Below are 22,178 nucleotides of genomic sequence, written 5' to 3'. Positions count from 1 at the left end.
CTCTGGCTTGCCCTCAAAACAAAAGCAACATGCGCCTATTCTGCATCATCACTGGGTTGTTGGCCACTGTCTTGCCAACCTTCTCCCAAACAACCACCCCCATCTCCAAAGTTTGGGTAGCCGACAACGGCGATGGCACCTATAAAAACCCGGTCATCGATGCCGATTATTCCGATCCCGATGCAGTACGTGTAGGAGAAGATTATTACCTCACGGCCTCCAGCTTTGACGCAGTGCCCGGATTGCCTATCCTGCATTCCAAAGACCTGGTAAATTGGACGCTGATAGGTCATGCATTAAAGCGCCAGCCACCGTTCGATCATTTCTCTAAAATACAGCACGGCAACGGCGTATGGGCACCTGCCATCCGCTACCACAAAGGAGAATTTTACATCTATTACCCCGATCCCGATTTTGGTATCTACGTCACCAAAGCAAAGAATATCAAAGGCCCCTGGACCGATCCGGTACTGGTAGAAGGAGGAAAAGGACTGATCGATCCATGTCCCCTGTGGGATGACGATGGAAAAGTATACCTCGCACATGCCTATGCGGGCAGCCGCGCATCCATCAAAAGCCTGCTGGTGATAAAGGAGTTGGACCCTACGGGAACAAAAGTCACTACCGAAGGCATGATCGTATACGACGGCCACGAGAAAGATCCTACGATAGAAGGCCCCAAGCTCTACAAGCGCAATGGCTACTATTATATTTTCGCCCCCGCAGGCGGCGTATCGACAGGCTGGCAGTTAGTGTTGCGTTCCAAAAATATCTATGGGCCTTACGAACGAAAAGTAGTGATGGATCAGGGCGCCACACCCATCAATGGCCCACACCAGGGAGCCTGGGTGCAAACGCCCGCCGGGCAGGACTGGTTCCTGCATTTTCAGGACAAAGACGCCTATGGAAGAGTGGTCCACCTGCAACCCATGAAGTGGGCAAATGACTGGCCGGTGATTGGAGTAGACAAAGAAGGAGATGGTAAAGGAGAGCCGGTATTGGTATACAGGAAACCGGCCGTTGGAAAAACTTACCCCATCGCCACGCCTGCAGAAAGCGATGAATTTAATAGCCATACCCTCGGTCTGCAATGGCAGTGGCAGGCAAATCCGCAAGCCACCTGGTCATTTATGGATGCGGCGAAAGGAATGCTGCGATTGTATTCCGTACAGTCTCCCGATTCAGCCAACAACCTGTGGGATGTACCCAATGTCCTGCTCCAGAAGTGGCCGGCAGAAACATTTGTAGCAACTACCAAACTATCATTCACACCCAATCCAAAGCTGGAAAAAGAAAAGACCGGCTTGGTAGTGATGGGCCTCAGCTATGCCAGCATCGCATTGAAGCGCCAGAAAGATGGCATCTGGCTGGTGTACAGCACTTGTAAAGATGCATACAAAGGAACAGCCGAAACAGAAAAGACCCTCACCAAAGTAGGAGACTCTACAGCTACCGTTTACTTGCGGGTACAGGTACAAACGGGTGCCAAATGCCGCTTTGGCTACAGCCTTGATGGCAACAGCTTTACTGATGTGGAAGCTGATTTTCAGGCCCAGCCCGGTCGTTGGATCGGAGCTAAAACAGGCCTGTTCTGCACCCGCACTACCAGGATCAACGATGCTGGTTTTGTAGACGTAGACTGGTTTCGTATTGACAAGCGCTGATAATAAAATACGGGGTAACCCTTAGGTCGTTACCCATTCCGGCAACGATTGCGTAAATAAAAGTTCGTTGGCCGTTCCGTATTCCGGCTATTCTCGCTACACTTGTTGAGAACGATTGCTAATATGTCCAACAGCTTGCGTGCTATACAGGATGCCATCTGTAAAGGTCATGAACCTGCCCTTACCGAATTGTACAAGCTATTTAGCAGGCGTCTCCTTCATTTTGCCCGCGTCATCACCCGCTCCCCGGAAATAGCAGAAGAAATAGTTGAAGATGTGTTTGTAAAACTGTGGACCAACCGCGCCCGTATATCCGAAGTGGAGAACCTAACGGTATACCTCTACGTCGCTGCCAAGAACCAGGCCCTCAACGCAGTTTCTCAAAAAGCCCGGGCATTGATACAGGCCCCTTTCGACGACCTGGATATTGAAACCGCCCAGATAGTTGCCGATCCATATACAGAACTGGTCACCGCCGAAATGATGCAAAAAATGCAACAGGCGGTAGACAGCCTGCCACCCCGCTGCAAGATCATCTTCAAGCTGGTAAGAGAAGATGGGCTCAAACACCGTGAAGTAGCAGAAATACTTAATATCTCCCTCAACACAGTAGACGTACAAATGGCTATTGCGATTAAAAAAATATGTACCGCCCTGAATATCGACAGGAGCCTCAAACAGACAGAAAAAAATACCCGCGCCCAGGGACCAGCCATATAAATACCCGTTTCAAAATGCACCCGGACTATGTATTTTTACACAACGTGCATCTATAGATGCGTAGAAACCATTCACCCATGAACCGCATTATATTTCCTTTGCTCCTGCTGTCTTGCATGGCCTGCCGGAAAGATAAAAACAACCAGGGCGAGCCAACGCTTACCGGCGATGCCTTTTTAGTAAGCGCAGGAGGCAAGTCCACGGATTTGTTGAATGATATGTATACAAATAGCGATGGTGCTACCTGGATCACGGGCAAAACACAATTCACCCCCATTTTCGATACAGCCATTTATTTTGGAAACAACCAGTTAAAAGGAGTGGGTGGAGAAGATGTAGCCATTGCCCGGTACGACAAGCATGGGAATGTACTATGGGCAAAAATAACAGGAAGCCAGGGATGGGATGAAGGAGAAGCGATCGTCGCCGATAACAATAATAACTGCTACGTAGCAGGTGTTTTTAGCGGTAAGATCCGTTTTGATGATACGGAGTTGACACCCCAGGTTATCAATAACAGCAGTGGCATGCCCAACCTGATGGATATGTTCCTCACCAAATACGATCCACAGGGAAAAGTCCTTTGGGCAAAACAAATACGTGGTGTAGGATATGAACGTCCTACAGCAGTAGCACTCGACAAAACAGGCAACCTGGTAGTAACAGGATATTACCACGCCAAAATACAGTTTGAAGAAACCCTCAATCCGGAGATCACTTCTTTCGAACGCCCGGGATCTGCATTCTTCATAGCAAAATATACACCGGCGGGTAATCTGCTGTGGGCGAAAAGCGTTGGTAAAAGTGGAGGAGGCAGTTTATACCCATGCGATATAAAACTCGATCCTAACGATAACATCTTCATCACAGGTTCATTTGAAGGCACACAGGACTTTGGAGGGACTACTCTGCAAACCAATGGCGACCAGGATGTGTTTACTGCCAAATTCGACAACGCCGGCAACATCCAGTGGGCAAGATCATTCGGTAGCACCAGCACAGAGAACAGCAATGCATTGGTATTGGATAAAAACAATAACATATTTATAGGCGGATTATTCAGAGAAAGCATTACAATAGGAAGTACCACAATTACAGCATCCCCAAATAGCTTCGATGCATTCTTCGCGAAGCTGGATGCAAACGGGAATATACAATGGCTGAAAAATGCACTGGGAGATGGAGAAGAAGGCGTTCAGGATATGGTTATTTACAACGACAGCCTGTATTTAGTAGGCTATTATACCCGCAACCTTACAATAGAACATTACATTTTGCACAATGAAGGCTGGGGAGGATTTGTCACCAGGCATAGCCTCGATGGCAAAGTAGGTGCATTTCGCAGCTTTACTTTGAACACCGGAATACCCAAAAGAATGTACATGGATGCTGCCGGCTCCAGTGTTATCGGCAGCTACTTCCACGGTGGCATTTATATCGATAAACAAAGCAGAAACTCCCGTGGAAGCTATGATATGCTGCTATGGAAAAGCAAGCTGACGTTCAACTAAACAAGAATTTTGAAAAGCAGTAAGTAAGTTTATAAAAGCAAGTTGAAGCCTTATCAACTTGTCAACCTTTCAACTTGTCCGAAAAGTACAATTTTCAGACCCTCATCCCCTGTTCCTTTGTGAACTATGAATAAGCCCTTGCTACTGATTGTAGGACTGCTTTTGGCAGTCACTATTATATACGCCCAGCCTCCCAGCCGCGCCCTGTATGATTCAGCACATGTTTATTACGATAAGAAAGACTTTGCCAAGGCATTCTATTTCTATGAAACACACTATGCCGATAAAAGAAATGGTCAAAGTAACTATGACACCTACTTCTGGGCAATAGCAGCCTGCCACGTTGGAGAAATGCAAAAAGCCGCTGCATACCTGAAGCGTTCTGCTGAGATAGGCTATGACCTGAGCGCCTATGATAAGTTTGCTAACGATGAAGACAACAAATGCCTGCGTAACCTGCCGGAATGGAATAAATTCATTACAGACTTTAAATACAAAGCTGACTCAGCCGCTATTAGCGATAAGAAGATCATGGACGACCTCACAGATACAGCTACGCGGGTAAACAGATCATTGCTGACAGATACAAGCTATTGGCACAATCTGGCCCGGAAAAGCGATGCATCCCAGCTGTTAAAACAAATACATGCCTTTAACAACTACCCCACGCCCGGAGCTACGGGCCACTGGACGCTCTATCACACACAGGCGCGCGATACAGTGAAAGCCCCTTATCTTGTTTACATTCCCAAAAACTACAAACCCCAAAACAAAACACCACTATACATATACCTCCATGGAGCAGTGTCCGGGCGATCCCGGTTTACACCGCCCCATTACATTCACTATGAAGAAAAAGTATTGCAGAAAGCCATCGAACAAAATGCCTTCATCATTTATCCCTATGCAAGGAAAGACTTTAACTGGCTCATCCACCAGAATGCCTTTGATGCCATACTCACAGCTATTCGTACTACAAAGTCATTATACAATATAGATGACGACCGGGTCTACATAGGAGGCCATTCCAATGGCGGTACGGGCGCCTTTTGGTTTGCATTAAACAAAGCCACGACCTTTGCATCTTACTATGCCATGTGCCAAAACCCGGTTTCCTACACAGGCAATACGCCACTCATCAACCTCTCCAATAAACAGCGGTTCATCGGCCTTAGCGCCACAAAAGATGAAACATTCAATATCGATTATGTGAATGACATCGTACAATACGCTCGGCAGCAGGGCGCCAACTGGACAAACTTTACCGTTGCTGCAGGTCACGGAGTTCCATATTCAACCCCGGATTCCATTTATTTCCTGTTCGATACATTACAAACCCTACGCAGAGATCCCGCCCCTCACCAGCTCACCTGGGAAACAGAAGATGTGAGAAATGGACAATATTGCTGGATGCAGATCACGGCCCTCGATACGTTGGCCGATAAAGCAGCCTGGCACCAGGAACTCAACCCTCCTGTCCGTTCAAAAGAAGGACAGGTCAGCAAACTGAATTTCAATAAAAAACGGTCAGGGGCCGTCAAAGCCTCGATCAAGAACAATGCAGTTTATGTCGAAATTTCGCGGATAAAAGCATTTGATATCCTTTTGCTGCCGGAATTATTCGATATCCGGAAACCGGTACAGCTGTACGTGAATGACAAACTCGTTTGGTCGGGCAAAGTGAAGCCCGATAAGGATTTACTGCTGAAAACATTCCTCGCCACCAAAGACAAAAACTTCCTGCCACTGTGCAAAATCAGCTGGGTAAAGGAAGACAACAGATAAAGGTTCCAAAAATATAATGAACGGTAGCATTTTTACCACAAGGCTGCTTATATTTAACTTCTATACAGCGCTTTATGGTAGAATTGGCAAACATGCAGGAAATAGTGGCATCCATCCTCGCGGGAAACAGGATATCGATCGATGATGGGGTGGACGTGTGGGTGTTTGACAAAACACAGGAACACGAAAAAGAGAGCGTGGGAAAGAAGTTTATTTCTCTCGCTTCCAACGTCGACCAGCAATGGCTGTACAGGTTGGCGGATGAGCCCGTTTCACTTGATACGCGTATTTATTTCCTGGATGAAAGAGGCTCCTCCATGAAGAACTTCTCCATGTCGGAGCTCATCAACAAAAAAGACATTTACAAGACCACCTCCAAAATGAGGGAGGGCAGAATAAAAGAGTACCAGGCATTACTCGATGAATACGCCACCTGCCCCGGCAGCCTGTATTGGATAGCCAGCGAACTTTCCCTCGCAGTATATGATGAGCGGGGTTCCGAAGAACTGGAAAAAGTAAGCCTGCAGATATTCACACAGCTGGCAGAAAAAGGAGACGCAAGAGCCTGTCACGAAGTCGCCAATCACTATTATTTCAATACCAGCGATCAGGAAGAAGTAGTAAAATGGCGGCTGCTGGCCATCGAAGGAGGAGAAACGGAAGACCTGAAACAGTTGGCCGATTTTATAATCGATGAATACCGCCAGAAGATTGACCTGGCATTAGATACCCTGCATACCATGCAGCAATACCACCTCCATGAAGCATGGGCATTTTGGAAAGAAGGCCAGATACTCATGGAAGGATTGGGAGGAGTAGAGCCCGATCCGGTACGCGGCGTCGCATTCCTGCAAAAGTCCAGCGACCTTGGCCATGCTGTTGCTAAAAGTAGCCTCGCCTGGTATTACTACGAAGGCAAAGGAGTGCCCAAAGACCTGCACAAAGCCCTTCAGCTGCTCACAGAAGCCAATGAGGCATCGAAAGAATTCAACAAACAGTTTGCAGACGAAGACGATCCGGATGCCATCACAGAAGGCGATTTCGAAGACCAGATCGACATCATCAAAAAAGAATTAGGTCAGTAGATCAAAAGTAAGATTACTGCCACCTTCACCCTTGCCAGCCTGCTTTTCACGACCCAGCCATTGTGCAACAGTTCCATTGATCCAGCGTGTACGTTGCCAGTGACGGATGACAGAAGTTCCCGCCCGCGAAATATTTTCTTCATTGATATAATAAGGCGAAGCAACCTCCGTGAGGAGAACGCCCCTGGGGTTGGTGCCTTGAGGCATGGTAGCCCGTTGCAAGCGTATTTGCGAATGCGTAGCATCAAAAGGAATTTCCACAGCAACAAAAGGAACCTGGTAAAAAGGCACATCCTTGCCAAGTAAATATTTCACCGGTGCATCCTTTGTAGGCTGTTGCTCTTCGACTATTTCTGTAGCTGCTACTTCAGCACCTTGCAGGCCCTTGCTGAAAGCACCTGGGATTACATTTTCAAAAGCCCATACCATATTAGACACCTCATCACGCAAAAAGCTCACCCGTTCCAATGGCTCCTGGTCAACTGGTTTAAGTAAGGTAGGAGCTAAATAAAGAACAGGATTAGGCGCAACACCGGGCGCATCCGCTTGGTTAAACAACGACCATTTTTTCCAGCTCACAGTAGAGCCCGTATCCACAGGTGGAATATAAGTATGGAAACCAAAAACATCTTTTACGAGTAGTCCCTTAATAGAACAAAGACGGTTCAGTTGCATAGGGAAGGGGATCATCAGCCAGTCATTCCCATACAACAAGGCAAAGTCGATCAGTAGTAGAGAAGGAATATCGGTGGCCTTCACATTCACATTCCCGAAGTTGATAACACTGTCCTCCATTTCCCACCAGCGCGGTTTGGGCATACCGGGATAAGTGACCGGCGTAGGAATACTGGTATAAGTAGCCTCAGTACTGTTGGAGTCGGTCACCTGTTTCAGATCGAAACTATACCAGTCGAGGCGGCCACCTGGATAATGATCAACATCAAGAATAGTAGCATCTTTAGGGTCTGCTGAAGTTTGCACACTAAATCCATAATCGAGACTACCGGATTGCCAGCTGGTATTTTGAAGAAGGAAGTCATGTCCATAAAAAAGAGTAACCTGCTCCAGAAAACGTTGTCCGGCTTTTATGGCTGCCTCGGCAGTAGCCTGGTCAAAACGTCCATATGCCCAGTCGCTATATCGATCCTTATACGTTAATGCACTAAAAATAACAAACCCATCGAGCACCCGGTTTTTCAACGCATCAAACAACAACAAGTCATTTCTGTTGGACCGCACAGCAGTTAACAACTGCTTATTCCCGGCATCTTTTTCATTCTCTTCCAATAGTTGCAATCTAAACGCTTCGAGGAAATCGCTGAAATACCCATCCAGTTCGTATTCACCAAGCATCTCCTTGAACAATTTGCCCAGCTCTATCCGCAAAGCAAGATCGGCAGTGCGGCCTTCACGCTCTACTACCATTTCGAGCGGCATAGCAGAAGTATCGATGGGATAAATGTTCTTATCACCGGTAGCAAAGTGAGTCACCTGTTGTTGCGAAGTGAGCACCTTAGCCTTCACGGCTGTGCCGGTATCCTCCCCGTCAAACTCACCCATCTGCCATTGCCGCGTAAGCATCCACAACGCATCATGCACGGGCGCCTGCAAAGATTTACGATAATCCTGTGATACAGGCACTCCTTCGAGCCGGTTATAACCGGTAATAGAAGGACCATTGTAAGGTGGACGGGCTATATTCTTTTTTGTTAAAGCCATGATAGTACAATTCAGGTTAAAGACATCATCTGTTTCTGAAAAAAGCAGAAAAATTAGCTTTCGTGGCAGAAAATTCTGCAAGCGCACCGGGCAACACGCCAATCCAGTCGGTACCCGCCAGCTCATTGGTGCCCACGGCACGTTGCTTGGCCCGGTACAGCGTATCATCGATGATATCACTCAGCGTATTCCAGTTCCACTTGCTGTTATCTTTGGGAGCAACAGCCAGCAATAAGGCCTGTGGCGGTTGACTATCCGGTTGATTATACTGAAAACTAATACCGGTCAATTCCTCTTGGCCCGGGATTTCTTCTACCCATTCGTCCACCAACAAACCACAATACGAAGCCCCCTTCCAGTCAGGAGCACCGTTTTGCGGATAGTGATGCAACAACATAGACAACTTACCGGCACGGCCAGCCGTCTTCTCCGGAAATTCGATACCCAGCCAGCTGTCCTCCTTTGCAAAAGGCAGTTGCATCACATGCAGATCGAGCTGCTCTTGCCGGAAAGCGTTGAACCAAAGCCGCGCAGTTTCAAAAGCAGCCAGTTTGGAACGAACATAAGAAGCCCCATTAATCCAGTTTTGAATATGCTTTTGGCGCGACAACTTTGTTTTATCAGTAATAAAAGCGAACAATTGATCTTCACCGTCATAAGCCTGCCGCACCAGTTCCAGCCTGTCCGCTTCATCATTAGCCTGTTCTGGAAAATGGAACACAGGCAATACCTTGAAAGCAGGACCAAAGAAAGGAGCGAAGGAGGCCGTCAAACCTTCAGAAGTCATAACACTTGCCCGCGCAGTTGTCAACATTTGCTGCAGGTCTTTTACAACAGCCACAGCCTGCTGTTGCAATTGCTGCTTCAATCCATCATCTTCACCCACGGCAGATTGAGGAAAAGCAGCACGCAATTCGAAAACACAACATTCGATAAGACACTCCCTGAGCTCTGCGCAGGAGCTGGTAGAGCTCTCAGCCAGTTTCTGCAACTTCACCTGCAATGGCTCAACAACCCCAACTAGCCGGTCCAGCCTCGCCTTTAATAACCCAATATCTGTAACAATACGACCCGCGCGCTCGATAATCAAATTAGCTGCGTTGGTTTTGCCAGGATAACGTTGCAGGTCAAAATCAGCGGCGTCCAGCACCTTGGCATTAGTCACCACCTCTTTCAACAACTTCAACAACGGCAACAACTCAGCAAAACTTTGATATTTCTTTTCAGCCCCATCCCAGGCGATCTCTATCTCTACATCCTCTTTGATCCCTTGAGCAATGCGGTAATGATAAGCGATCCGGCGCATGAGCTCCGAGTCCTCATCCCAATGAGTAGGAGCGAGGTAAACGATATCGATAGGCTGCAGCTGTAGGTCTTCTAAAGTAACGAGGCCGTTGGTGCGCGACTCCACCTCCGTTACCCGGCATTGGAAAACATCTGGCATACCGATCACATGCCCCAGCCATTCATTGAGCGCAGGCTCAGTGAGAGCACGTTGAGATAAAGCGATAGATGGCCAGGGATTCACAGGGTTGGCAAGATCACCGGGATTCAATAAGATAGAAGCTCGGTGTGTAAGTATATCAGCAGGCGTACGCGGCGTTTGAATACATTCAAACCGGGCAGGCGGCTTTAATTCATGAATAGATTTCAGCAAAGCGCCGGCACGGTCAGTATTGCCCTGCACAAGATGATGAACACTTTCAGCCACCATCAGGTCCTTCATAGCATCGATACAGTCCGTTAGGTCGGCGATTCCTGCTTTAAGCACATCCGCGTCTGCACCCGTCAAGGGTAGTTGACCAATACCGAAAGGATAAGAAGTTCCACCCTTGATAGCATTGATCATGGCCAGTCCGTCAAGGCGTGCCACCGAAGCAGCAGGCTTATAAGATTGCGTGGCAAAAGTATCATTACCATTACCGGGATTCCCGATCGTTCTGCCACCAATAGGAAAGGCGCCCCGTAAAGGACCAATATATTTATCGAGCGGCACAGGCTGATCATGCAAGAACCGCTCAAACCGGTAGCCAAGCAATTCACCGATTAGGTGCCCCTTTTGAATACCATCAAATAATTCCAGCGCTTTGCGAACACGCGGAGCATTCAGATTGATAGCCATCATATCAGGATTGGCGGCGTCGTGGTGATGCAGATAAGCACTCCGCGATAGCGCGGCCGATTTGGCCTGCGTCATCGAAGGCGCATGAATATAACCACCTTCGGCGCTGGCCGCTATGATAGGATTACTGCTACCAGGTCGAAGCTCCGCAGGAAGGTCGGCCTCCTGTATATACGTTACATTCGAAGCAGCACGCACATTGAGCAGCCAGCCATAAGCGCCCACAACAGTACCGGTTGCCTTTTGGTTACCCCTGTGTGTTTCAAGTTTGCGATATACAAGCCCTGTTTGCCATGCGTCGAGCCGGTAAGTAAGACAATCCAGATGCTCCACCATAGCCCTTTCCAGTCGGGCCGAAGGTTGGTTGGCAAGCAAAGCAAGCGAACTATAAAACTCGGTCAGGTACCTGAAATCATTAGTTATCTCCGGGGTCATCTGACCCAGCCGAAGCATATTCCTGATGATACCATTGGCGTTATACAAAAGATAAGTTACGGCATCGGTAGGAGGCTTATTAGGCAAAAGCCCACCATCGATCATCATAAGCTCCATGGCGCTGATGTCCTCCTTCTTTTGGAAAAAGTTCAGGAATTCCTTGGGAGCAATGAAGTCGGCAGTAGCAGAGCCGTCATGAAATAACTTCAACGAAGGAGCCAGTACACCATCTTTACTCAGCCAATGAAAAACACATTTATACAGTTGAAGCAACAAGCCATGCTTCAGCAATGGATACAGCAGCGGAGCGGCAATCCGTGGATCGGTATAAGCAAAATAATCCTTTTCAATATCCGCAGATCCACGTATATAGTGCTGTTGCAGCCACTGAATATAATTGGCACCCTGGTGCACAGGCTGAGGTACGGCCTTGGGAATCGACACAGAAGTTGTTTCACTTACAGGCGCCACATCTACAAGCCTGCGCTCGTCGAGCTTGTAAGTACTCCTTTCGAATACGAGCTTCTTGAGTTGCAGGATGCCCTCCGGCGCTGCTTGCGTATAATTGGCGAACTTGGTGATGAGGCGTTCCAGTAATTTATTTGGAGGTTGAATAACATTTGTCGCAAGTACACTGCGCAAAGAGCTTTCGCTATAGCCAATCCGTTGATAAAAAGTAGCCGAATTAGGATACAACCCAAGTATTGAATCCAATAACTCATGCACATCCTTAGCCTGGCCAAGCTTCGATACATTGGATATACCCGCTTCAAAAGCAGCGGCAGGTTCCCGCAGCAATTCCGTCAACGGTAATAACAATTTGTAATTCACATCATCCTTGGTGGGATAGAACTGCTTGAAATCAGTGGTAGGTAAAATGCCATAAGGTTGTGTACCCTTACGAAAGGCCGGCACAGGACCACGCCCGGTAACATAGCTACAGAAGAACGAACGGATCACATCCAGTTGCTCCGGTTTGAAAAGCGGATGCAGCAGATGCCGGAGGAAAAAGCCGAGGGTAGCAGGATAAAGAGCCTTGTTCATCGTGATAGCTTCCTTGCGATCAGTATTCCGGCTATGCTCCAGCTTGTCAAACAAAGTGATGTCGAGTCCCAGAGCAGCAGCGAGCTGTTGACCATCGGGCCGGTCATCAGCAATATTACCAACAATAGAAGGCCGCAGCAACTGCTCATACCTGTCCTCATTGAACCCGCCCTGCTCTTCGAAGCCAGAACTGCGCTCTTCTGTATTATTGGTGGGAGTACCTTGCGGCACAAGCGCAAGGCCGGCAGCAGTATATTGGTGATTGTCAAAAAGAGAAGACAACAACTTCGTGCCCGCTTTGGGAGGCGACGTTGTTAACGGCGATTCATCAAACAACGATTTGATACCCATCACGGTGATGCGGCTGAACCCTTCAACAGCATTATACCCGGCAACATAACGAAGGTCTACTTTGAAAGCCATGCCCGCATCCAGCGCCTTGTCGAAATCCTCGAGCCACGCAATATCAGTATTGCTCCAGTCCACAGAACCGGGTGCGCCGGTAGCCTTGGGATCGGGGCCAACAGGCAATGGATAAGTGATCGGTAAGCCTATCACTTCAAAAGCGAGCGATTGATTCACGTACAACCGAAGCTTCAAAAGATCAGGCATCACATAACACTTCGCCGCCTCATGCCACGCCCGCGGTTTGGTAGTAAAAGGAGCAGGAGCAAGATCAGCCTCTTGTAAGATCAGGTTGAAATCCTCTGTGTTGGACAACTTCACAGGCTTTGTCTGCTTGAATATCCAGCGGGCCCTGTTCTCGCCAAACCTGTTCACTACCTGGCTCCAGGCTCTCTTCCTATGTTCGGCGAAATCAGTCAACTTGGAATGCTCCCACAAGTACTTCCAGAAATAACTGCCAGCCTTCACCTCTGAATCAGTAAGCGCACCATCATGATTATTGATGGCAATTTCATCTGGATATACACGGACCCACAATTCATTACCCCCTGCAGCAAACCTTGTCTCCAGCCTTAAAGGCAATAGCAAAATAGGATTAGGCTCATCTATTTGCAATAGAGGATCAGATTTCGGATCAGTATACAATTGCGTGATCGCATTGCTGATCTGCCCCCTGGCGGTCGCAATATTTTTCTCGAGCGTCTGCAGCTGCTTCTTCAATCGCACATCATTCCGTATCACCAACTGCTTCTTAAGGTCTGCAGCCTTCCGCTCCAGGTCACCCACGTCCTGCTTTAATTTGTACAGGGCATTGATACTTGTTTTATAATCACTCATAATGAAGGAAGCATTTCGTTTGCGTGAATAGCGATCATCACTGGTTTCTGATAAAGAATAAAAGCCATGTCGGCAGCATTCCTGCCCCACCGCGTCCTTTCAGCCACGGGCATGCCGCCGGTAATGGACGAAACATTGTCGTTCTTGGAAATATAGTTTCCCTGCACCAGTTGCCAGGAAGCATCATTCCAGGAATAAGCCGCTGCTCCGGTAGGAGGCGCTTGAATATCCAGCCCAAACCGTGCTTCGCCCGGAGTTTCCTGCATAATGAAAAACCACCCGGCATGAGCAGCATCACCCTTGGCCGCAGCAACAGTGAGGTCAAAACCGATAAATTGAAGATCTGCGCCGGAAGCAGCTTTGAACACGGGAAACTTGATCGAACCATTAGGCTTGATCACCATTCTTTTTTGCGTAGCACCATTGTCAGTATACGATTCTTCCAATGCCTCGGCAGCATAAATAGTAATGTTGGGAAAACATTTTAGTAAGTCACCCTTGATCGTGAGCACGAGCTGGTCCGCTTCAGGCAATTGAGCCCTTACGTTGTGTTCACCAAATACATCGAGTTTTGCATTCGCGGGGTTCATCGTCCAGTTCTTCCACGTATCGATCGGGCTGATGTCTTTAAACTGCTCTGCAATAGTTGCAGCATTCCCTGCATTATTGAAATTCTTGATACCCTTCACATTCCAGAACTGGCGGAAACAGCTGCCCCGCTCATCAGTAGGATATTCACGCCAGCGCATTTCCTTGTTCATCGCCACATTCACACCCACCATAAAAGCCTCGATAAACTTCCGGTTCGATTCAAGCAACGTCACCGTATTATTAGGAATAAGATCAAGGTTAGGAGCGATCCATTCAGGTGAGTGCTCCTGCAATTTCTCCACCATTGGATCTTCAAAATCAGGATAAGCCAGCGCAGCTTTTATTTTTAGCGGATCACCAAACCAGTTACCACCGGGCATATCCAAAACCTGGCCAAGCAAATGAGAAATAGTAATAACAGGATTGATAGCATGCTGAAGATCATAACTACCCCTTTCTTCACAGCCTGCAATAGCAGGCTCATTAGCGATCATATTGGTAAAAGCAGTAAAAGCCTGTTCCAGTTGAGCAGCACTGATTTCCAGCTGCCGGTCACCAAAGCTGCCGGAAGGCTTTCCAAACTTGGGCCGGTCGATCACAACAACATCCTTATACTCCTTGGCCTCCTTTAATATAAAAGGCGTTCTGGCCTTTAGTACCATTAGCTTCTTCAACACTTCAAGGTTCAGATTGCCACCACCACGTTCAAGTTTGCGACGGAAAGGCCCCTTACCCCTGATCAGCTTGCGGAAACCCAAAGAATAAATAGAACCATTGAAACAGCTGAGCCGGAACAGTTCACTCAGCGAAACCATTCTCCCATCGCTTTTCTTCGCTTTGATCTTTACATGCACAGGGCCGGTAATAGCAGTCAACGCTTCAGAAGACAGACGCGCAATATTTTGCTCATACAGCAAACTGCAAATAGCGAGCGATGCATTAGCCGCATCGATAATTTTATTGGCCTCCACAATGCTTTCCAGTTGCTCCCACGCCTTCTGCAGATACACATCCTGGTACTTCCTGAAAATAGTTGCACCCAGGCCAGAAGCAGCCCGCCAGGCAGGGTCACGGTTCAACTGATGGATCCACGTATTTTCAGTCAGAGACAACGATTGCTGGAAAATATGTTGCTGGCCATAAAAAGGAGGAACAACTACAGGGTCGCCATTAGCAGAAATAGAATGGTCCAGTAAGCCCTTGATCCGGCTGCTGAAGTCCGTTAAGTTGGTAGCAGAAGCTTGATCGATGGTAACAGTACCGGTCGATTGGGGAGCACGAAGCGCACCTTCAAAATATAAAGTAAAAGCATTTGGATAATCAGGCAGCCCAAAACCCGGTTGGCGGCAGTCGAGCGGCTTCCTGCCCACCATGGGGTCTGTGGGCCTTGCTTCCAGCAACGAGGCAAGATATTCGAAATCCATGTTCTCCGCCGTACGGAAAAACCATTCATAATATACGGGGAAAACAGCCTCCTGTTGTGGAGAGAGGCCCCACGCAGGATCTTGCGTATGCACCAACTTGATATCATCTTCGCTCCTGCCCAATCCGGCCAGCCGTCCACTCTCAAACGTGGGGATCACAAACGCATAATAGCGCGAGTTCGCCTCCAGTTTGCGTGGGCAAACCAACCGGCTGATAATATGATCTGAAGCAGCAAGGTCTTCGACAATCTCAGAAGAAGAGATTTGCTGCACATGCGCCCAAAGCCAGGTCTCATCAAAAGGAGGTAAAACAGCAGCATTCGTCAATTCTATCTGCGGCAGCGGAACAACAGTCTCCCTGCGTGTAAATTCTCCTTCCTTTAAAACGATGAGCGTGATCCATGGCCTCAGCTTATCACCATTAGCCCTGGCCGGTGTGTAGCGCCAGGGAAGGTCCTCTTCATAAAACTCTACATGCGCCACATAGTTAGGAGCCCAGGTAGTGCTCCAGTTTTCCGGGGCAGTCCGGATCACCATGTCCTTATTGAAACCAACTACCTCCGATGGCCCGGCCATCAGGAATTCCTTGGTGCCGGCAACGGCATTATTCACCTGCACATCCACTTTTAAGGTAGCGCGGCTGCCTGCCTCACCCCCGCTGCTAAGCGTATCCGGAGTTTGGAGCGCTCTGCCCGCACCAGTGCGCAGCCACGGAAGAAACGTATAATTGGCTAAACTCATAATTCATGCGTTGATAAAACGACGGTACCCTGAACCCCATGCGCTTGCTGTTCATTGTACGCCGCCGTTTGGTTACTGAAAATTTCCGTTCCCAAAAGAGAAAGATCATTACTGTTCACAACTACATATTCAGGCCGGTTGATACCGATCACAGGAGGAGCCTGATGAGAAGTCCGGTTCTTTTCCAGGGAGAATTTAGACTTGGCCGCCGCACCACCATCGGCCAGAAGCACCACCATTTGAGCACCCAGCAAATTCATCACAACACCCGGTGCAGGCTTCTTGCGCCTGATATAAACCACTTCGTAATCTATGTCCTTCGAAACAGCAGTTCCATTGGCAGGAGTAGAAGTATTGATACTAAAAGTTTGCCCGCTTTCAAACCGTTCAAAGGAAGGACGCGATAACTGCTGGGACTTCGGAATATTGAAAAACTGGCCCGGTGCAAAAAGATCATACAGCGGAGTGCCACCAAGTCCCAGACCAAGGTCGGGTAGGGAGGCAGAAAGAGTATACTGTCGCGCGTCCTCGATACCCTTATTACCAAACTTTTCAAGATTGGTTTTCAGAGGAACAGCCCGCTGATTGAAAGACAAAGTCGTATTGGGGTGAATGAGCATATCGTCTGGCCCCGTTTTATTTTCGCGCAGACTTATTTTAGGCGGCCCGGTAACAACCGTGATCGGTTTCCAGTTGGAACTCTTGGGAATTTCTTCTTTCAGTATGTCAAGCACCTTTTGAAGACCTGCCGACAGCTCTTCAATAGGATCACCAAATGTTTCATCAAATGGGATCTCTATCGAGAAACCAATGATACTGGCCTTTGCATAACCCCACACATGCCATTGATTGGGACCAGATAAATTACCCCGCACATCGATACCGATGTCGATGAATGGACCCGTCACACGGCCGGTTAAGTAAATGGCAACGGTAAAGAAGAAAGGATCGAATTGAATAAGCGCGTCGAACCCTACTTCAGCAACAGCAGTATAACCGCCACTCTGCGCCCAGAACCGCGCACGGGCGCCTATTTGAACAGTATTGGTAGTTAAAGCAAAGTAAGCATCGATGCCGAGCTTGATAGATTCCTCATTGATCACCTGGATACCCAGCCGCTCCATATGTTGCAACTCTACAGGAGCCTCTTTAAAATCGGGGTGAAAACCACCACTGCTGAAAATAAAAGTAGCAGGAGAGCCCCAGCCGATCCGCAACGCAAAGTCACCGGTGATAGTCATTATAAGAATACGCGAATCGGACAGAGACGCATCGAGCGAAAACATCTTCTTTTCAAAGTCGATAACACCAAGGAAGTTGATCTGTAGCAGAAGAACAGGTTCCTTCGGATCGGGCAGTTGCAAACGAATAATGCCTAAGATGGCAATGATCACAGGTTCCGGCACCTGGATCAGCACGCCGATTTCGGCGGTCACAAGCGTAGTGCCCCAGCCGATCTTGATCATAGGGCCTATCAGGAAATTGTTACCGATGGGGAACACCCTTTTAAGATCACCAACGATCCGGCCGATATTGGCGATCACATCTTTGGGAAACAAGATGCTGTCGAGTGCTTTCGTTTTAAGGCCCAGCCGCAGCTCGTCAGCCTGGAAAGAACGCTTGTAACCAAACAATCCTCCCAACCCATTCAGTGAAAATCCATAACCGAGTTGAATAGGATTGAACTCGGCCGTAATGATCACGAGCAGCGAGAAACTACCATCAGGAAGATTGGTGTTGATGATCGCAATAGCCTTGATCGCAAGATTGAAAGATTTGATCTCGAGCTCCAGCGCACCGATATACTCGTTCGGTTTGATGCTAAGGAAACCGCCAGCCTTTACAACAGAAGTATCGATCGAAAGACCGATAGCATCAGGGAATTTAAAGTCGAAACTGGCATTTACCGGACCCATATTCCCGCCGTTATCGGCAAAGGTTAGGTTTGTTTTGAGACCTATGTTTTGTACCACAACAACCAGCGGTCCAAGCTCAGCCTTTACATCGGCACCAACAGAGATCGGGATTTTATTATTCTCTATAGTAACACCAACCAGTATGTTTTGAATTTCAACAGGCCCCAGTTTTAGTTGCACAGGCAACAATATCTCTATACCGCTACTCCCTTTGAAATAGAATTTGCGTTTAAGCGAAAAGCCGAGCCCGAAACCCACAGAAGCACTGATGCCATCCTCAGGAAGCATTTTGTTGAGGAAAGAATCACCCTCACCGCCACCAACCTGCAATTTGATCTTTTCAAAATCGATCTCCAATCCAATATCCTGACCGCCGGCCCCGGAACTCACAAAGAATTTAGCCGCAATACCTTTAATAGACATATGCGTATCGCTCTCCGAACCAAATAAATAAATAACGGGCGACTGGTTATTCTGATCAGGCTTTTGCTTTACCGTAAGGCCGAGTTCGAAAGAGCCCGCCTCGAGAGGGGCCGAAAAGATCCTTTCAAATATCTCTACATTGAAAGGAGGCCTTATCACAAGACCAACACCGGCGTCCAAAGTAAGCTGACTGGTAAAAACAGCCATCCATTTTTTACTGATCTCAAAATCAAATTGGCTGGTGCCAGTGAAATAAGGGATCAGTGCAATCCCCTTGAGAGCATTCGCCTTCGCTTCTGCTGGCGATAAGTTGATACCGAGTTGAGCATATAGCTCAGGATAATAACCCTTTTGTAGAACAGGTATCCTTAATTCCGACAGATCGGCGGTAGTATTTCCGAGTGCATTTTTTACTGTGGCACTTTGCTTATAAATACCCCCTGCTATGCCCATGGCCTTCAGGAAGAGTTGAAAACGACCAAGGAAAACATCAGTATTGAACGAGGTGCTCCAGCTGTACATTTCATTGAACACCACTGCGGGCTCCGTGAAATAGCGTGGCAATCTGTCCCAGTGGATAACCTGCAATTCATTCGCATCATCCAGGATGCCCAATAAATAGAAGATGCCGAATATTCTGGGCTGACGTTGATATAAATATTGAAAAAGCAGATAATCGATAACCCGCTTCGGAAGCTCACTCAACGGAGGATTGTTGGCAGCAGAATAACCAGCCAGGCTATTGATGGCAGTAACAAGATTACTTACCTCTGCAAAGGTGCTGCCTACTTTGGGTACCAGCGCGACAATAGCAGCTTGCCTTTCCGAATCCGTGGTAGCATTGGCTAATTCACTGGCGCCCTCGATCACATCCTCAACCTTGGTCACTAAAGTTGATAAAACAGACAATACATTGGCTTGTGGCAGATCGTAGCCAAGTTTCTTGAAAAAGGCAACCACCCGCTCACCGGAATTCAATGACTTCACCGGGCTCAGCAGGTAGCCTGTTTCCAGAAGAACTGTAGCAGAGAAGTTATTGTTAGCCATAAGAATTTAAAGAATAATGACAATTGTATTAAAACCAAAACCCTGCAAATGCAGGTGATGATCATGCCTCACCACAGGACCATTAACCTGTGTATTGGCCAACGGACCACTCAATACCAGTTGTGGATTATCTACCCCCGGATTAACATCAGCTGAATCGAAAGACTGATTATTCACAGTAACACGATGAAAGTGTGTCGTGTGCGGCAAAAGGATCGTCTGGTTGTTCCTGATAAACCTTTCAGATAACATATTATTTGTCCGGCCCCATCCATATAAATGCAATGAATTAGTAAAAGTGATCTGCCTGTTATAATCAAACTGGGCATCCCGCACAGTACAAGCCTGTCCATCACGATTTGTCCTTAAATACCGGAGATCACCATTTACACCATTAATGTGAGAAACACTCGCGCCGGCTGAACCATCAGGCATACTAAAGCCATTGAACCCAAGATCTGCAATGTCATCCTTAGCCATTGCCCCCAACAAGCCCGCAAAACTGTCCAGGTTAATATAATCCCGTGGAGAATTATCCGTCATAAACCGGATATGCACACCATCCCGGTTATACTCATGCAACCTTGTAGCTTCAACCATCGTTACAAGATCAGTAGGTTGAGTTTGGGTAATCGGCCACCTTTGTGTATACCGAATGGTGAATGATCCAAAATAATGTTCATTATCATTTTCATCACGATAATAATACACCACATCCGTTGCCTGCGTTGGAATAACTTTACCGATCACGCTGGCAGCGCCACCACCGGCAAGTCCCTGCAGATAATTATAAAGGTCAGTAGAATGGAAAATGTCATAGAAGGCCCGACCCACTAATCGGAATTGACCCTTGGCAGCAGTATTTAAAAAAGTACCGGAAGAGCCGTGGCCATCTTCGCCCCAATACGCCTCACTATTGTCTGACAATTTTACGGTTGGCAAAAGATTGTTGGTTCCTGCAGTAGTTAAGTTTGCATACCAGGTATTGAAAGACGCACGGGTTGCTGGCCTTAAATACAATTTTATAATAGCCTTGTCGGCATGATGCTTCTTCAGGTTCACATAATGAGCACTCGAATGATTATTGTTTTCCAGGTCCACAAACGATCCTACCGTTGCGCGATGTTCAGTATCCTGTGTACCATTCCGCATGAGACCAAGTGCTCCGCTGGCAAGCACATCCTGTTCTGATTTTACTTGACAGATCACCTCTTTATTTTCCAGACCTATCGTTTCAATAATGATATATACCTCCCGGCCCAGTACGCCGTCAAAAGGAATATTGGCGCCGGCGCTATCCTGTTGCAGGTGCAGACTATCGATTGGAATAAAAAAACAGCTTAATTGATTATTAGTACTGACAACCTTTTTCTTTGCAAAATAGACGTTGGTAACCCGTGGGTAGAAATTAGCAATAGTATAAACATAAGGCGACCAGGCATACTGCCCGCAGGTGCGGGCCGGTCGCCTGAATGATGTTACCTTATTGACAGGCCCTTCCAGGTAATGAGAATACAAATTGTTGATCAGGTCCGACTTGGTCTTTATGCCATCCAGTGTGGGAAAAGCCCAATCCAGGGCTTTATACAGACACTCATTATGAGTATTCTTCCGCGAAGCTTCAAAAATGAACTTGAATAAAATACCCGATAAGATGATAGACGATTTAGGAAACCGCGACAAGTGATACAGATCGAGCAGCTTGCGGCCATCGAAAACAGCCTTTTGCGCAACGAGGCGATCTTTGGATTCCTTGATCAGGCGCAGACTTTCTTCATCATTTTGAGCCGTATCGTCTGCATTAGTGCCGGCAATCACAGGCCGGCTCAGCATTTTGTACAACTTATTATTACTGTCGATAGAAACGAAATTGGGCAAGGTCGTAAAGTCATCGATAACATCACTTAGCAAATGCAGAGGAAGCTCACAAATACCATTATTGGTATTTTGGATCGTGTCTCCCATAGTATCCGAGAGAATGAACGCTTCGATTTCCCCATTGTCGTGCCTGCCTATATCATAATAAGAACCATTGTTAATGCGGTTCTCCAGGTAGGTCACTGTTTTATAGTACAACAAAGCAGTTACATAATTGATAAGACTGCTGTCACCGGTTACTGCCGTACTCACGGGCAAGCCATTCCAGGTAATAAAATTACCGGGAATGTAATCCTTCAAAAAATTAACAAGGAAATTCGTGGTATCAGGATTGCCGATGAAAGAACCATACTCCATATTAGCCGTAAACAAAGTCTCGACGCCTATGAATTTTACCAGCGTGTGATGCAGTTCGATCGTCTTTGAATCGGCGCCTTTACTTACAACACACGTTACCGTCAGCCTGCTGAAACGAAGAGCCTGATGATTATCCAATAAAACATTGCTGAATTCAAGCACGTACTCATTGTTCTTTATGACCGTAGCAGGCAGTAAAGTAGCATCAGTAGGAAAAGCCTCATCCTTGTCATTGTGCAATCGATAACTCCAGGTAACAGAATCTACCGTATTGGTATTCTCGAGAAAGAGAACATATTTATTGGTAAACCGCATTGTTTCCCCGATCCGGAGGTTGCGGGACAAGTAACTGATCACACAGATCTTCGATCCATTATTAAAAGCACTTTCACTGAACAAGCCACTTAAATTCGATAGATCAACAGAAGGATAATAATTATAGATCCGGCTAATATCCATTACCAATATATTATC

At 47.3% G+C, this 22,178-nt stretch carries 10 protein-coding genes; 5 read left to right on the top strand and 5 right to left on the bottom strand.

What is annotated here, in order from left to right; genetic code table 11:
- Positions 1-29: 29 nt before the first annotated feature.
- The 5 genes from AC5JBY_RS26760 to AC5JBY_RS26740 all read left to right on the top strand — a co-directional run bounded on the left by AC5JBY_RS26760 (position 30) and on the right by AC5JBY_RS26740 (position 6,765).
- The gene (locus AC5JBY_RS26760) at positions 30-1,664 is read left to right on the top strand and encodes a glycoside hydrolase family 43 protein (protein WP_495907742.1); all 1,635 of its coding nucleotides are present in this window, start codon (positions 30-32) and stop codon (positions 1,662-1,664) included.
- Positions 1,665-1,787: 123 nt separating this feature from the next.
- Positions 1,788-2,384, top strand: coding sequence for an RNA polymerase sigma-70 factor (locus tag AC5JBY_RS26755; protein WP_495907741.1), 597 nt, complete (start codon positions 1,788-1,790; stop codon positions 2,382-2,384).
- A gap of 77 nt (positions 2,385-2,461) precedes the next feature.
- A complete protein-coding gene (locus AC5JBY_RS26750; RefSeq protein ID WP_495907740.1) occupies positions 2,462-3,895 on the top strand; it encodes an NHL repeat-containing protein in 1,434 nt (477 codons plus the stop codon).
- A gap of 126 nt (positions 3,896-4,021) precedes the next feature.
- Positions 4,022-5,680 carry a hypothetical protein gene (locus tag AC5JBY_RS26745; protein ID WP_495907739.1) on the top strand — a complete coding sequence of 553 codons (1,659 nt, stop codon included), beginning with the start codon at positions 4,022-4,024 and terminating at the stop codon, positions 5,678-5,680.
- Positions 5,681-5,754: 74 nt separating this feature from the next.
- Complete coding sequence (locus tag AC5JBY_RS26740; protein ID WP_495907738.1) at positions 5,755-6,765, top strand: tetratricopeptide repeat protein; 1,011 nt, start codon at positions 5,755-5,757, stop codon at positions 6,763-6,765.
- On the opposite strand, the gene AC5JBY_RS26735 is transcribed toward AC5JBY_RS26740, so the two are convergent.
- Genes AC5JBY_RS26735 through AC5JBY_RS26715 form a run of 5 tightly spaced genes read right to left on the bottom strand, consistent with a single transcriptional unit; the run spans position 6,754 to position 22,163 of the window.
- Positions 6,754-8,484, bottom strand: coding sequence for a hypothetical protein (locus tag AC5JBY_RS26735; protein ID WP_495907737.1), 1,731 nt, complete (start codon positions 8,482-8,484; stop codon positions 6,754-6,756). The two genes, AC5JBY_RS26740 and AC5JBY_RS26735, sit on opposite strands and share 12 nt — an antisense overlap.
- Positions 8,485-8,509: 25 nt before the next feature.
- Complete coding sequence (locus AC5JBY_RS26730) at positions 8,510-13,327, bottom strand: hypothetical protein (protein WP_495907736.1); 4,818 nt, start codon at positions 13,325-13,327, stop codon at positions 8,510-8,512.
- Positions 13,324-16,083 carry a hypothetical protein gene (locus tag AC5JBY_RS26725; RefSeq protein ID WP_495907735.1) on the bottom strand — a complete coding sequence of 920 codons (2,760 nt, stop codon included), beginning with the start codon at positions 16,081-16,083 and terminating at the stop codon, positions 13,324-13,326. The genes AC5JBY_RS26730 and AC5JBY_RS26725 overlap by 4 nt, the downstream gene beginning before the upstream one ends.
- Positions 16,080-19,469, bottom strand: a complete 3,390-nt coding sequence (locus tag AC5JBY_RS26720) for a DUF6603 domain-containing protein (RefSeq protein ID WP_495907734.1) — start codon at positions 19,467-19,469, stop codon at positions 16,080-16,082. The genes AC5JBY_RS26725 and AC5JBY_RS26720 overlap by 4 nt, the downstream gene beginning before the upstream one ends.
- Positions 19,470-19,475: 6 nt before the next feature.
- Positions 19,476-22,163 carry a hypothetical protein gene (locus AC5JBY_RS26715; protein WP_495907733.1) on the bottom strand — a complete coding sequence of 896 codons (2,688 nt, stop codon included), beginning with the start codon at positions 22,161-22,163 and terminating at the stop codon, positions 19,476-19,478.
- Positions 22,164-22,178: the final 15 nt, after the last annotated feature.

Source organism: Paraflavitalea sp., assembly GCF_059502485.1.
The sequence above is the reverse complement of the archived record's forward strand: the minus strand, read 5'-3'. Positions and strand labels throughout refer to the sequence as shown.

Excerpts from the sequence above, each read along its gene's own strand:
- AC5JBY_RS26760 (WP_495907742.1), top strand. The coding sequence starts at position 30 with ATGCGCCTATTCTGCATCATCACTGGGTTGTTGGCCACTGTCTTGCCA.
- AC5JBY_RS26755 (WP_495907741.1), top strand. The coding sequence starts at position 1,788 with ATGTCCAACAGCTTGCGTGCTATACAGGATGCCATCTGTAAAGGTCAT.
- AC5JBY_RS26750 (WP_495907740.1), top strand. The coding sequence starts at position 2,462 with ATGAACCGCATTATATTTCCTTTGCTCCTGCTGTCTTGCATGGCCTGC.
- AC5JBY_RS26745 (WP_495907739.1), top strand. The coding sequence starts at position 4,022 with ATGAATAAGCCCTTGCTACTGATTGTAGGACTGCTTTTGGCAGTCACT.
- AC5JBY_RS26740 (WP_495907738.1), top strand. The coding sequence starts at position 5,755 with ATGGTAGAATTGGCAAACATGCAGGAAATAGTGGCATCCATCCTCGCG.
- AC5JBY_RS26735 (WP_495907737.1), bottom strand. The coding sequence starts at position 8,484 with ATGGCTTTAACAAAAAAGAATATAGCCCGTCCACCTTACAATGGTCCT.
- AC5JBY_RS26730 (WP_495907736.1), bottom strand. The coding sequence starts at position 13,327 with ATGAGTGATTATAAAACAAGTATCAATGCCCTGTACAAATTAAAGCAG.
- AC5JBY_RS26725 (WP_495907735.1), bottom strand. The coding sequence starts at position 16,083 with ATGAGTTTAGCCAATTATACGTTTCTTCCGTGGCTGCGCACTGGTGCG.
- AC5JBY_RS26720 (WP_495907734.1), bottom strand. The coding sequence starts at position 19,469 with ATGGCTAACAATAACTTCTCTGCTACAGTTCTTCTGGAAACAGGCTAC.
- AC5JBY_RS26715 (WP_495907733.1), bottom strand. The coding sequence starts at position 22,163 with ATGGATATTAGCCGGATCTATAATTATTATCCTTCTGTTGATCTATCG.